Below are 13,145 nucleotides of genomic sequence, written 5' to 3' on the forward strand. Positions count from 1 at the left end.
GCCTTTCCTCTGGAGAAACTGTGATGAACCAAGCCCTAAATCAACAGGAAGCAGTCTGGCAACAAATCGAGAGCAATCCGCGTTTTCAGGAACTGGTGCATAAACGCCAGTCCTTTGCGCTGCTGCTCAGTATCATCATGTTGGTGTTATACGTCGGCTTTATTTTGCTGATTGCCTTCGCCCCTGGCTGGCTGGGTACGCCGCTACACGAAGGGACCAATGTCACGCGCGGCATCCCGATTGGCGTCGGTTTAATCGTGGTGTCATTCGTATTGACGGGCATTTATGTCTGGCGTGCCAATGGCGAGTTCGACCGCCTGACGAAGCAGATCCTAAGCGAGGTGAAATCATGAAGCGCCTGTTTTCTGCGTTATTAGCGATTGTACCCGCCAGCGTATTTGCCGCCGATGCCATAACCGGTGCGGTGCAAAAACAGGCGACCAACTATGAAGCCATCATCATGTTTGTGGTGTTTGTCGCAGCAACACTCGGCATCACCTACTGGGCCTCAAAACGCACTCGCTCACGCAGCGATTACTACACTGCGGGTGGCAACATCACCGGCTTCCAGAACGGCTTGGCGATGGCCGGTGACTTTATGTCTGCGGCATCCTTCCTCGGCATTTCCGCCTTGGTGTATACCTCTGGCTACGACGGGCTGATCTACTCACTCGGCTTCCTTGTGGGTTGGCCGATGATTCTGTTTTTAATCGCAGAACGTTTGCGTAACCTTGGGCGCTACACCTTTGCCGATGTGGCTTCGTATCGCTTACAGCAAAAACCGATTCGTACCCTCTCCGCCTGTGGCTCGCTAGTCGTTGTGGCGCTGTATCTGATTGCGCAGATGGTTGGCGCGGGCAAGCTCATCCAACTGTTATTTGGTCTGGATTACCACATCGCGGTGGTACTGGTCGGTATTTTGATGGTGATGTATGTGCTGTTTGGCGGCATGTTGGCCACCACATGGGTGCAGATCATCAAAGCGGTATTGCTGCTGTTTGGCGCCAGTTTTATGGCCATTATGGTGATGAAAGCCACCGGATTTAGCTTCAATACGCTGTTCACCGAAGCCATGGCTGTCCACCCGAAAGGCGCGGCGATTATGCAGCCCGGTGGTTTGGTGAAAGATCCGATTTCTGCACTGTCGCTTGGCCTGGGGTTGATGTTCGGCACCGCCGGTTTACCGCATATTTTGATGCGTTTCTTCACCGTAGCGGATGCGCGTGAAGCGCGTAAAAGCGTGTTCTGGGCCACCGGCTTTATGGGTTACTTCTACTTCCTGACCTTTATTATCGGCTTTGGCGCCATTCTGCTGGTGGGAGCGAATCCCGCCTTCAAAGATGCCAGCGGTGTACTGATTGGCGGCACCAATATGGCGGCGGTCCATCTGGCGAATGCGGTCGGCGGCAGTCTGTTCCTCGGCTTTATCTCGGCAGTGGCCTTCGCCACGATTCTGGCGGTGGTGGCGGGTCTGACGTTGGCGGGGGCTTCGGCGGTTTCGCACGATCTTTACGCCAGCGTGATCCGTAAAGGTCAGGCGACCGAACGAGACGAACTGCGGGTATCGAAGATTACCGTGCTGGTGCTTGGCGTGGTAGCGATTGTGCTGGGCATTGCGTTTGAGAAACAGAACATCGCCTTCATGGTCGGTCTGGCATTCTCGATTGCGGCCAGCTGTAACTTCCCGATCATTTTGCTGTCGATGTACTGGTCGAAGCTGACTACGCGCGGCGCAATGGTGGGGGGCTGGCTGGGGCTAATCACGGCGGTGGTACTGATGATCCTCGGACCGACCATTTGGGTACAGGTACTGGGTCACGCCAAGCCGGTTTATCCGTATGAGTATCCGGCGCTGTTCTCCATGATTGCGGCGTTTGTGGGCACCTGGCTGTTCTCGATTACCGATCACTCTGAACAGGGTGCGCAGGAACGTGCACGCTTCCGCGGACAGTTTATTCGTTCACAGACGGGAGTGGGAATTTCGCAGGGGAAAGCGCATTAAGAAAGTGCAGTGATTAACCAGGTCGCCATTAATGGCGACCCTACAAAAACCCCCGTAGGGTGCGCATTTAGGTACAACCGGGCACATGGGTAACAGATCAGACCGGGCACATAGGTAACACTTTTGTGCTCAGTCGATTCGAATAATACTTCTTTCTGCCCGGTCATAATACGCCAGTATCACCCTGTCGAAGAGGATGACGTCAACTCCGTCATCCACTTCCAGGAACCTCACGTACTCGCCCCGTAATGCCGAACTCAGGAACGTGCGCCCGTTCAGGCTCAGGTCACCTTTTTCTCCGACTTTATATAGCTTTGCCCCCTCCGGATAGTTCACCTCAGGCACTTTTCCATCCCAACTTCGCGGTGAGGGCACCCATATTTTTGCGGGCGGTACCTGTCCATGAGCCTCATGCGGCTTTTCCTGATTGAACTCATTACGCCATCCGTTACACCACACCCGTTGTTCCGACAGCGAGCCAAATACATCATGGTGGCTCATCGCGGTTTTCATCGAGAGATGCATGCGCTCGTGACGGGCATTTTGCCCCGGACATCCCGGCGTGGTTCTTTCTGTTTTAATACCCAACTTCATCAGCCACACGCTCCACTGTGTCAGCGCCAGGATGCCCGGCGCGACGAAGGGAGAGCCGTTATCGGTGCGGATAATGTCGGGGAGTCCACCTTCGCGGAAGGCGGCTTCCATACAGCCACGCACGAATGTCGTAGTCTCTGACGTGCCGGGCTCACAGCACAGGAGGTAGCGGCTGTGGTTGTCGGTGAGGGTGAACGGGCGGCACCAGCTGCCGTCTTTCAGGCGAAAGCGGCCCTTAAAGTCAGCGCTCCAGACGTGATTGTTTCTGTTCGCATCGGTGAGTTCGTTCAGATTTCCCGGTGTACGCTTGCGCCTTATCCGTGGAGACACCAGCCCTTCTTCTTTCAAAAGGTCCCCTATCGTGCTGGCCGCGGGAACGATGAAGTCAGCGTTGTTATTGAGGAACCAGTGGCGAATTTTTTTAGGCCCCCAGTCGGGATGCTGCTGGCGAAAGAGGACGAGTTGTCCGGCGATATCCGGAGGGATTTTTTCTGGCTGCGTGAGACGGGCACGGGAGCGATTTTCAACAGAGGAGAGCTCTTCAGCATTAAATCGCTTAAGCCATTTATAGCCGGTTTTTCGACTAATGCCGTGAAGGTGGCAAAGCTCGGTCATGGATTTCTCGCCTGCCTGACAGGCGAGGATGAAATGAAGGCGTTGCATGGTAACAGTCTCAGTCCAGGGCATAGTGAGTCTCCTCTGCTATACCAATTTATAACTGTTACCCATGTGCCCGGTCTAAAGTGTTACCTATGTGCCCGGTTTGCACCTTTATGCGCACCTGGTCAAAATCCGTAGTCATCATGAAGACGCATTTATGGGCGCCTGGTGACGACAAATCAGAAACGCAGTGACGCGCCCACGTACGGGCCATCGACCAGCACGTTGTCTTTACGGTCGCCTTTGTTGTTCAGCTCAATGTACTGGTAACCCACACGCAGGTTCAGCAGTGAAATCGGGGTGAAGCTCAGGCCGCCGGATGCTTCTTTATAGCTATCCAGACGATCAGAGAACGCTTCTGGCGCATAGTAGTATTCGCCGTACAGGCCCCACATGCTGTTGAAGTTGTACTGCGCACCGGCACCCAGAGCGACAGTGAAACCGTCACGACCATCTTCAGGATGGGTAAACAGCGCTTTGGCGGTTGGCGCAATGCGGAAATCACCCACATCGATGTTGTAACCCAAGCCCGCGCCGTAAGTGCTGCCGTCATGATCGCTGCGCAGCCAGTTGCCTTTCAGGAACAGGCCAGGTGAGGTTGTACCGAGGCCAAGGTTCAGGTTGGTGCTGTGCTCACCCACGTCAACACTGCCCTCGATGGCCTGCGCGCCGCTGCTCAGCAGTGCCAGACCCAATACGCTTCCAGTAACAAGTTGCTTAAACATATGATTCCACTCCATGAAGGACAAATAAGTCGGCGCAAAGGGTAGCAGCCTGAGAGCAGGAGACAACTTTATTTGGAAAGCTTTACGTAAAAATCAATGACAGTGCGCAAAAAATCGCCATTATGCCGCCCACAGCAGATGGCTCAACAGCGGAGCCAGAATCACCGTCACAACACCGGACAGCATCATCACCAGGCTTGAAACCACGCCCTCTTGCTGACCTAATTGATAAGCGCGTGCGGTGCCCGCACCGTGTGAGGCGGCACCAAAGCCGGCGCCTTTCGCCACACCTTGCTTGATCGCGATGCGCAGAAACAGCACATCACCCACCGCCATACCAAACACCCCGGTGATCACCACAAACAGCGCCACCAAATCAGGTTGGCCGCCAATCGGTAAGGCTGCCGCCAGCGCAAACGGCGTGGTTATTGAGCGTACCGCCAGGCTACGCTGGATGGTTTCCGGTAGCATCAGCAAACGCGCCAGCCACACCGAACTGCACACCGCCACCAGCGTCGCGGTCAGTACGCCAACACTTAATGACAGCCAGTGGCGCTTAATGATCTCCAGGTTTTCATACACCGGCACCGCAAATGCCAGGGTTGCGGGGCCCAACAGCCAGATCAGCCAGTGGCTCTCAGCGATGTAATCCTTCCAGCTGACATGCGTGAGCAGCAGCAGCGCCACCAGCACCACCGGCGTCATCACCAATGGCATCAGCAATAAGGTCTGTTTGCGGCGATAGAGTCGTTTGTTGAGGAAATAGACCAGCAGCGTCAACACCAGACACAGCACGCTAATCATGAAATCAGCCATGATGCGCCTGCTTACGCGCTGCACGCGCCAGTTCAAATCGATATAAGCGATCCACCACCAGCGACGTGGCCGCCAGCACCAGCAGGGTACTGACTGCAATCACCACGCAGATACGCCAGCCTTCAGTGCGCAACAAATCACTGTAATTCACCACCGCCACCACCGCAGGAATAAAGAACAGCAGCATTTCCGCCAATAGCCAGTTCGACCCGGCTTTCACCCACCGCAGCGGCACGATGCGTGTCATGATCAGCAGCAGCAATAACACCATGCCCACCACGTTAGCGGGCAGTGGCAGATGCAGCCAACTCACCAGTTTGTCGCTGGCGATAAACAGGCCGATATACAGCACCAACTGCAATGGCACGAACACACGTTGCAGGATGTCCGTTCTGCGCGGACTCAATGCAAGCGCCATTTCTCTTTCTCCACGGGTTTAAATGTTGGACGTAGTATAAATCCGCACAAAACTGTGAATAAAATGAATTAAAATTATTCAAACTATGCCAAAAAGGAATGCTTTATGGACGTCCGTGCCCTGCGCTATTTCACCGAAGTGGTACGCCAGCAAAGCTTCACCCGTGCAGCGGAAAAGCTGTATGTCACACAGCCCACTATCAGCAAAATGCTGCGCCAGTTGGAAGAGGAACTCGGTTGCACACTGCTGCTGCGTGACGGGCGGAAGCTGCATCTTACCGATAGTGGTCAGGCCGTCTATCAACGTGGGCTCGCCATTCTGCAGGAGTTTCATCAGCTTGAAGCGCAAATTGGTGACATCAATGAGCTGAAAACCGGTGAACTGCGCTTAGGCATCCCACCGATGGTCGGTATGCAAATCGCCGGTTCAATTTCCGCTTTTCGCCGCCGCTATCCCGGCGTACAACTTAAAATTGTGGAGTCTGGTGGATTAACCGTACAGCAAGCGGTACTGAATGGTGGACTGGATATTGCACTCACGGCGCTGCCAGTCGATACCGATTTACCGCTGAAGACACTGGAGTTGATGCGCCACCCGCTTTGTGTGCTGCTGCCGCGTAATGCGCAATGGCTAAATCGCAGCAGTCTGGGTCTGGCGGAACTGGCGGCTCATCCGCTGTTGATCCTCAACGAAGAGTTCTCGCTCAATCGCCAGCTGATGAAGGCGTTTCAGCGCCAGGGACTGACGCCGCAGATTGCGGTGCGCAGCGCGCAGTGGGATTTCCTCGCCGCGATGGTACAGGCAGAGATGGGGCTGGCGATTCTGCCGGAACCGATTTGCCAGCGACTGGATAAGCAGTCGCTGCTGTGGCTGCCGCTGGAATCGGAGTTACAGTGGAGTCTGGGATTGATTTGGCGTGAAGGCAGTTATCTGTCGCGCAGTGCGCAGGCGTGGATTGAGTGCTGCCGCGAGCATTGGCCGGATAATCCGCCGAGGTTATCGGTATAACCACCAGATTCTCGGCCAGGCGCGCATAAATGCGTCATCACGATTGCGCGGTGTTTGGCCAGGTACGCATAAATGCGCACCCTACAGTCCTCTGTAGGGTCGCCATTTATGGCGACCGAGTTCCATCACCGCACACGCGAGAGGACGCCTTAATGGCGGCCACTCGCGAGGCTACTCTTCTTTCTCTATCAGCAGTGCTTCCAGCAGGTCGAGATCGCGCAGCAGTTTCTGCATCGTCTCATTCGAGATCTCCTGCGTGGCACGCAAGTGGTAAACTTCGGCGCGCTCAGCACGCAGCGCGTTCAGGCGGAAGCGGCGCTCCAGGTTCTCAGCAAACAGGGCCTGTTCAACCTCATCCTTACCCACCACCCTACGGCGTAAGTTGCCGATCACCCGCAGACTGACCTCTTTCAGCAATTCAGGATCGATATTCTCTTCGGTATCGTTTTCCAGTCGCTGTTCCATTTTGTGCAGGCTTTCAATGGCCACATTCGCCATCGCTGCCCGCGCAAACTGGATTTCACGACGGTGCCCGGATTTGTCGGTGCTTTCCATTCCGCGCAGCAGAATCGGCAATAGAATGACGCCAACAAACAGCGAGAACAGGATTACGCCTGTGGCGATAAACACCAACTCATAGCGCGCTGGGAAAGGTTCACCATTGCTGAGGAACAGCGGAATTGACAACACACCGGCCAGCGTAATTGCTCCGCGCACGCCCGCGAAGGAGGCAATCAACAACTCACGCAGCGAGTAGTTAGAGAACTCCAGCGGCTTCTTCTTCAGGAAACGCAAGCTGGTGCGCTGCATGATCCACAACCAGCCAAAGCGCACTAACATCAATGCGACATACACCAGCGCGACGTCGGTGAACAGCATCCAGAGTTCAACATTTGGATCGGCATTCGCCTGCGCCACCGAAGTTTCAAGGATGTCGGGCAATTGCAAGCCCAGCATCAGGAACACCATGCCGTTGAACACGAACTCCAGCATCTGCCATACGCTGTTGGCGCGCAGACGCATGGCTAACGGTGCCTGACGGATAATGCCAGAACGGGTGATGGTCATACCCGCCGCCACTGCAGCAAGGATACCTGATACGCCAAGGTGTTCAGCGATCAGATAAGAGGCGAACGGCAGTAACAGCAGCAGTACCGTTTGCGTAGCCGGATCGTCTCCGCTCCAGCGGCTCAGTAAGCGCAGCGAACGGCCATACAGCCAACAGACGGCCACACCCGCAATCAGGCCGCCGACGGCCACCTTAAGAAACTCAATGCTGGCCCCGCCCCAGGTAAATACCATGGTGCCCATTGCTACGGCGACAGCAAACTTCAGCGAGACCAGGCCCGATGCGTCGTTCATCAAGGCTTCGCCCTGCACAATCGACATGATTTTTTTCGGGATGCGCCCTTCCCCCACAATGCCGGAGAGCGCCACGGCATCGGTGGGTGACAGGACCGCCGCCAGCGCAAACGCCGGGATCAGCGGGATACCGGGCACCAGCCAGTAAATCAGGTAACCGATCCCCACCACGGTAATCAGCACTAACACCAGCGCCAGGCCGATGATTTCGCGTCCGTGATGAAGAAATTCATTAATCGGCGTTTTCCAGCCATCGGCAAACAGCAACGGCGGAATGAACAGCACGAGGAACAGTTCAGGGTCAAAATCCACGTGCAGACCAAAGCTCGGTACAGCCAGCAGTGCACCTGCAGCAATTTGTACCAGTGGCAGCGGGATTTGGAACGGCAGTATGCGTGCCGCAACGCCGGAGAGTGACACCACCAGCGTCATAATGAGAATGGTAAAGAAGATTTCCATGCTTTCCTTAGGCGAATCGTATTTATTCAAGCGATGTTGTTGCGAAGGAAAGTGTAAAACAAAACGCCGCCCGAAGGGGCAACCCTGCGTGCGGCGTGGACCAGAAAGAGACTTATCTGGAATTAAGCGTATTTAAAAGTCAGATGGCCCAGCCACCGGCGTAGAATGCCACCAACGCAATGGCAATCACTACCGTGCCAACATTCAGTTTGCGCCACTCACCGGCAAACACGCGACCAATCACCAGGGAACCGAAGCCCAGCATAATGCCGGTGACGATGTTGCAGGTCAGCACGATGAAGACCGCCGTCACCAAACCCGACATCGCATCGACAAAATCATTGAAGTCGATTTTTGCCACGTTGCTCAGCATCAACAGGCCCACGTACATCAGTGCCGGTGCCGTTGCGTAGGCTGGCACCAGATAGGCCAGTGGAGACATAAACAGAATCAGCAGGAACAGCAGGCCAACCACAACGGCCGTCAGGCCGGTTTTGCCCCCGGCGGCGGTACCTGCGGCAGATTCGATGTACACCGCCGCTGGCGAAGCACCGACTAACCCTGCAAACAGGCTGCTGACGGAGTCAGTCGTTAATGCGCGACCGCCGTTAATGATCTGCCCATCTTTGTCCAGCAGATTGGCCTGGCCCGCGACCGCGCGAATAGTGCCGGTGGCGTCGAATACTGCCGTCATCACCAGTGCCAATACACTCGGCAGCACCACCGGTTGCAGCGCTCCCATGATATCAAGGCTAAACATGGCGGATTGGCCATTGGCATCTTTCAGGCTTGGCATGGCAAACAGCCCTTGATAGGTCACAGCGGGATCAAAAATCAAACCCACCACGGAAATCGCAATGATAGTCAGCAAAATGCCGCCGGGAACACGACGTTTTTCCAGACCAAAGATCGCGGCCAGACCAATCAACGCCATGATCACCGGAAACGAAGTGAAGTGGCCAAGCGCAACCGGTAAGCCCGGTGCCGGGTTTTTCACCACTAAACCAATCCCGTCGGCGGCGATCAACAGCAGGAACAAGCCGATACCAACACCCGTACCGTGCGCAACGCCCATCGGCAGGTTACGTAAAATCCATGCACGAATGCCCGTCACCGAAATCAAAGTGAACAACAAGCCCATCAGGAACACAGCGCCCAACGCAACCGGCACGCTGATATGCTGCCCCAGCACAAGGCTGAACGCAGTAAAAGCGGTGAGCGAGATAGCGCAACCAATCGCCATTGGCAGATTGGCCCATAACCCCATAATGATCGATCCAAAACTGGCGACCAGACAGGTGGCAACAAACACAGCCGTCGGCGAGAAACCCGCTTTGCCGAGCATGCCAGGCACCACGATGACGGAGTAGACCATGGCTAAAAAGGTGGTCAATCCTGCCAGTACTTCCTGGCGCACGCTGCTGCCACGTGCTGAAATGTTAAACCAAGCGTCCAGTTTTCCACTGGCCGGGCGTGATTCGCCAGACATAGTCAATCCTCTGCGTTTTTTAAGATGTAATAAGCCCCACGGCCCGCGTTTGCACATCACCCTGGTGAAGGCTTCTCAGTGAGAAAAGAGGCAAACGTTTACGTGGCCGCGTATTCCAGGTCGTTAAGGGGGACACGGAAAAAGGCAAACGATTATCTGGCGTTTGCTATGGGGTTTTCAACTACTAATCGATGACAAGGCAGGATAAAGCGTCCGGTTTTGATCGGGTGATATGAGAGAATGCGACGCGAAAACGTAGCGGCGAGATTTATCGCGCATAGGTAGAGCCGTGCTGCGGCGGGTCAATGCGCAATAAATTGCGCCGCTACAGTTATGTTGTAGGGTGGCTACGTCAATGCGATCGGGCCGCCCTGCTCAACCGCACGTTGCCAGGCGGCGCGCTGCTGCATCTCCTCCAACCAGCGTGTGATAGCGGGCATCTCTTGTTGTGATCCCCGCGTCTGCAGGGCCAGCAGCGGGAAGCTCATTTGTACATCCGCGATGCTGAAGCGCGAGCCCGCGAAATAGCGATGTTGACTGAGATGCTGCTCAATGACGCCACCATGCAGTTGCAGCTGTTTATTCAGCCAGGCTTTCTGGATGCCCTTGCTCAGCGCGGCACCTGCGGGACGTAACAGCCACGGCACCGGCTTTTTCCCTAACTGCCCAAAAACCAGTTTCATCAGCAACAACGGCATCAGTGAACCTTCGGCATAATGCAGCCAGTAACGTGCCTGGATCTGCTCATCCTCGTCGGTCAGTACCAACAGATGCTCACTGTCATATTTTTGCTGCAGGTACTCCAGAATCGCACCTGATTCCGCAATCACGCGATTACCGTCCGTGATCACCGGCGACTTACCCAGCGGGTGCACTTTCTTCAACGCTTCCGGTGCCAGCAAGCTCTTTTCACGTTGATAGCGCTTGATTTGATAGGGCACCGACAGCTCTTCCAGTAGCCATAACACACGGTGCGAACGGGAATTTTCCAGATGGTGTACGGTGATCATGCGCTTTTCCTTGCCGACGAAAGTGTTTCGGCAAGTATAGCGGATCAACTTTTTGGCTCATCCTGTTCGGGATCGAGTAACACCGCACCGGACCCTTGCTGCGCCAGACGGTCTCCGGGGTTGCGCAGCGGACAATCCCGCATCGACAAACAGCCACAGCCAATGCAGCCGTCAAGATCGTTGCGCAGGCGCGTCAGCGTCTCAATGCGCTTATCCAGCTCTTCGCGCCAGTGCTGCGTCAACGCATCCCACTCTTGCGTTGACATGCGTTTATTCGCCGGCACGTGCATCAAACTGTCACTCACTGTCGCCAGTGGAATGCCAATGCGCTGCGCGATCTTGATAATCGCCACGCGCCTCAGCACATCACGACTGTAGCGCCGCTGATTACCGCCATTGCGTGAGCTAAAAATTAACCCTTTGGTTTCATAGAAATGCAGCGCTGACACCGCCACGCCACTGCGTTTCGCCACTTCTCCGGGTGTCAAAACGGGCTTTGGGTAATTGCGTTCTTTTTTCATTTAGGGCCTTTACCTCAAGTTAACTTGAGGAATTATACTCGCACCCCAACAAAAGTTCGAATTTCAAACCAGGTAAAACAACCTTCAGAAGGATGAGACTATGATGCAACAGGAAATCATTCATTCACTGACTCACTGGATCGATGAGAATCTGGATAAGGCGCTGTCGATCGATGAAGTCGCGGCAAAATCAGGCTACTCAAAATGGCACCTGCAGCGTATGTTCCGTACCGTGACGAAACAAACGCTGGGTGGCTATATTCGCGAGCGTCGTTTGACGCTGGCAGCTGAAGCCCTGCGCCAGACGCAACGTCCGGTGTTCGATATTGCGATGCAGTACGGTTACGACTCACAGCAGACTTTCTCGCGTGTGTTTCGCCGTCAGTTTTCGCAAACGCCAACCGCTTATCGCCACAATATGCGCCGTCAGGCGATGATCCAGCGCCCACGCCTGCTGAGTTTTGATTGCAGTGAAAGCATGAACAGTTTTGCCCAGCGTACTACTGGCGAGTGTTGCCCGGTCCGCTAACCTCTCTGCGCGCCCTTTGCGGGCGCACCTTCCCCCATCTCCTTGTTTTCACTGATTCCCCCGCTTCGATAAAAATCTTTCTACCATACCAGGTATAAATTTTGTTCAAACTTTCAAATCGAGTGATATAATGTGAGCCAAGTCACAGTTTCCATGCGTAGTAAGACGGCCAGAAGGGCCTCCCTGACCTTCCTTCTTTGCCGCCAGTGATGTCCAGCAATGTCAGGGATATTACTGATTTGAAGAGGTTTGTTGCAGATGGCTACTTTAACTACCAGCTTAATCGTCATGCGTTGGGAGCTGCTTAGCGCCGTTATGATGTTCTTCGCGAGCACCATGAAAATTAGATTGCGCCAAAACAGTCACCACGTGATGGCATTGATGTGCGGCGGTATTGGTGTTGGCATGTCCTGCTGGTTCGTTACAGGCTTACTGGGCATTACCCTGAGCATGGAAAATCTGCACAACTTCATGGAAATCTCGAAGAACGCCTTTATTCAGGTGATGAGCCAGACGCCTGCTGATTGGCCGATGCCTTAATCGCTGCCCATAAAAAACCCCGCTAAGCGGGGTTTTTTATTTTGCTGTGTGATTCTCAAATTTTCTTCAAAACGGCGGGAAGAGCCACTTCCGGAACCGTGACACCCGGTCTCTGCGTACCGCGGCGATCTTGAATCCACATATCACCCATCATCTGGTTTAACCCACGATCCAGCCCAGTGACCAATCCCGCCCCCGGTGTGAACGTCAGCTCACCGAAGTAAATCTGTTCCCCGTCGATGTACCAGTCCACGCGCACGTAATCGAAGTCACTTGCCAGCGTTTTACTTAACGCTAAAGCATGCTGAAGCTGTGCCATCTGTGGAGACACATCCAGGCCGGTATCACGGATTTTGTGATACGCCTCATTGAGGTTGTTAACGTAAAAGTTCATCGACAGTAAGGGGTTACATCGGTTGTAGATCACCTGCAACACATACTCAAAGTTGCCGTCACGCTTGTTGAACATGTGGAACTTATAATCAATCGGCGCCGTTTTACCATCACCAATGTACTTCTCCACCAAAATTCGCGGCTTAATGTAGCGATAGTGGATTTCACGCGCCTCATTGGCAAAATCGGTTTTCAACCAACGATGGCAGTCACTGATAATCTGCTGCTTCTTCAACGCATCCGGCTCTTCCAACAGAATCTCTACCATGTTGGAGGCATGATTGGGTTTGATGACCGTGTTCTTCCAGCTCGGCAGCGTATGCAGCGAGTGAGGATCGCTGGTCTCATACACCAGCGGGATCAAGTATTCGCTGCCCACCTTCTCGGCGATGTACTCGCGTACGGAGTATTTATCCGATAAACGCCCGTAAATCTGGTAGTCACCAAACACGAATTTACGGTACAGCACTTTTTCATTGAAGACTTTAGGCTGGCGCAGGTTCGGCAGTTTGCGGAACTTGTGAAAATAGTAGATGCGATCCTGGTAAGCCCAGGGCATCTTCTTGATGAAATACTGCACACTTCTTCTGAGTTCATCTTTCAACTTGAGCATATCGGA

14 protein-coding genes are annotated in these 13,145 nt (G+C 54.3%); 5 read left to right on the forward strand and 9 right to left on the reverse strand.

Going from position 1 to position 13,145, the window contains the following annotated elements; genetic code table 11:
- Positions 1 to 23: 23 nt before the first annotated feature.
- Positions 24 to 353, forward strand: a complete 330-nt coding sequence (locus LK04_RS17170; protein ID WP_039336190.1) for a DUF485 domain-containing protein — start codon at positions 24 to 26, stop codon at positions 351 to 353.
- Positions 350 to 2,002: a cation/acetate symporter ActP gene (gene actP / locus LK04_RS17175; RefSeq protein ID WP_039336192.1), complete on the forward strand. Its 1,653-nt coding sequence runs from the start codon at positions 350 to 352 to the stop codon at positions 2,000 to 2,002. Before LK04_RS17170 ends, actP begins: the two co-directional genes overlap by 4 nt.
- A gap of 129 nt (positions 2,003 to 2,131) precedes the next feature.
- Here actP and LK04_RS17180 read toward each other — a convergent pair whose 3' ends face one another.
- The 4 genes from LK04_RS17180 to LK04_RS17195 all read right to left on the reverse strand — a co-directional run bounded on the left by LK04_RS17180 (position 2,132) and on the right by LK04_RS17195 (position 5,215).
- Positions 2,132 to 3,283 (reverse strand): DDE-type integrase/transposase/recombinase, encoded by a 1,152-nt coding sequence (locus tag LK04_RS17180; protein ID WP_059109817.1) that lies wholly within the window; start codon positions 3,281 to 3,283, stop codon positions 2,132 to 2,134.
- Between the two features lie 152 nt (positions 3,284 to 3,435).
- Positions 3,436 to 3,981 carry a YfaZ family outer membrane protein gene (locus LK04_RS17185; RefSeq protein WP_039331602.1) on the reverse strand — a complete coding sequence of 182 codons (546 nt, stop codon included), beginning with the start codon at positions 3,979 to 3,981 and terminating at the stop codon, positions 3,436 to 3,438.
- 120 nt (positions 3,982 to 4,101) lie between these two features.
- Positions 4,102 to 4,797, reverse strand: a complete 696-nt coding sequence (locus LK04_RS17190) for an LrgB family protein (protein ID WP_039331603.1) — start codon at positions 4,795 to 4,797, stop codon at positions 4,102 to 4,104.
- A complete protein-coding gene (locus LK04_RS17195; RefSeq protein WP_039331607.1) occupies positions 4,790 to 5,215 on the reverse strand; it encodes a CidA/LrgA family protein in 426 nt (141 codons plus the stop codon). The genes LK04_RS17190 and LK04_RS17195 overlap by 8 nt, the downstream gene beginning before the upstream one ends.
- Positions 5,216 to 5,320: 105 nt before the next feature.
- Between LK04_RS17195 and LK04_RS17200 the strand changes: the two genes are divergently transcribed.
- Positions 5,321 to 6,223, forward strand: a complete 903-nt coding sequence (locus tag LK04_RS17200) for a LysR family transcriptional regulator (protein ID WP_039331608.1) — start codon at positions 5,321 to 5,323, stop codon at positions 6,221 to 6,223.
- 171 nt (positions 6,224 to 6,394) lie between these two features.
- On the opposite strand, the gene LK04_RS17205 is transcribed toward LK04_RS17200, so the two are convergent.
- The 4 genes from LK04_RS17205 to soxR all read right to left on the reverse strand — a co-directional run bounded on the left by LK04_RS17205 (position 6,395) and on the right by soxR (position 11,064).
- Positions 6,395 to 8,044, reverse strand: coding sequence for a Na+/H+ antiporter (locus tag LK04_RS17205; protein WP_039331609.1), 1,650 nt, complete (start codon positions 8,042 to 8,044; stop codon positions 6,395 to 6,397).
- Positions 8,045 to 8,183: 139 nt separating this feature from the next.
- The gene (locus LK04_RS17210) at positions 8,184 to 9,533 is read right to left on the reverse strand and encodes an NCS2 family permease (protein ID WP_039331610.1); all 1,350 of its coding nucleotides are present in this window, start codon (positions 9,531 to 9,533) and stop codon (positions 8,184 to 8,186) included.
- A gap of 347 nt (positions 9,534 to 9,880) precedes the next feature.
- Complete coding sequence (locus LK04_RS17215; RefSeq protein ID WP_039331612.1) at positions 9,881 to 10,543, reverse strand: glutathione S-transferase family protein; 663 nt, start codon at positions 10,541 to 10,543, stop codon at positions 9,881 to 9,883.
- 44 nt (positions 10,544 to 10,587) lie between these two features.
- Entirely contained in the window at positions 10,588 to 11,064 is a 477-nt protein-coding gene (soxR, locus tag LK04_RS17220) for a redox-sensitive transcriptional activator SoxR (RefSeq protein ID WP_039331614.1), read from the reverse strand.
- A gap of 100 nt (positions 11,065 to 11,164) precedes the next feature.
- Between soxR and soxS the strand changes: the two genes are divergently transcribed.
- Together soxS and LK04_RS17230 are read left to right on the forward strand one after the other, a co-directional pair.
- Positions 11,165 to 11,593 carry a superoxide response transcriptional regulator SoxS gene (gene soxS, locus LK04_RS17225; protein ID WP_039331615.1) on the forward strand — a complete coding sequence of 143 codons (429 nt, stop codon included), beginning with the start codon at positions 11,165 to 11,167 and terminating at the stop codon, positions 11,591 to 11,593.
- 258 nt (positions 11,594 to 11,851) lie between these two features.
- Complete coding sequence (locus LK04_RS17230; protein WP_039331620.1) at positions 11,852 to 12,133, forward strand: YjcB family protein; 282 nt, start codon at positions 11,852 to 11,854, stop codon at positions 12,131 to 12,133.
- Positions 12,134 to 12,188: 55 nt separating this feature from the next.
- Here LK04_RS17230 and LK04_RS17235 read toward each other — a convergent pair whose 3' ends face one another.
- On the reverse strand, positions 12,189 to 13,139 hold the full coding sequence (locus tag LK04_RS17235; RefSeq protein ID WP_039331628.1) for an ATP-grasp fold amidoligase family protein: 951 nt from the start codon (positions 13,137 to 13,139) through the stop codon (positions 12,189 to 12,191).
- Positions 13,140 to 13,145: the final 6 nt, after the last annotated feature.

Source organism: Pantoea vagans (genome assembly GCF_001506165.1).
Classification (GTDB): domain Bacteria; phylum Pseudomonadota; class Gammaproteobacteria; order Enterobacterales; family Enterobacteriaceae; genus Pantoea; species Pantoea vagans_C.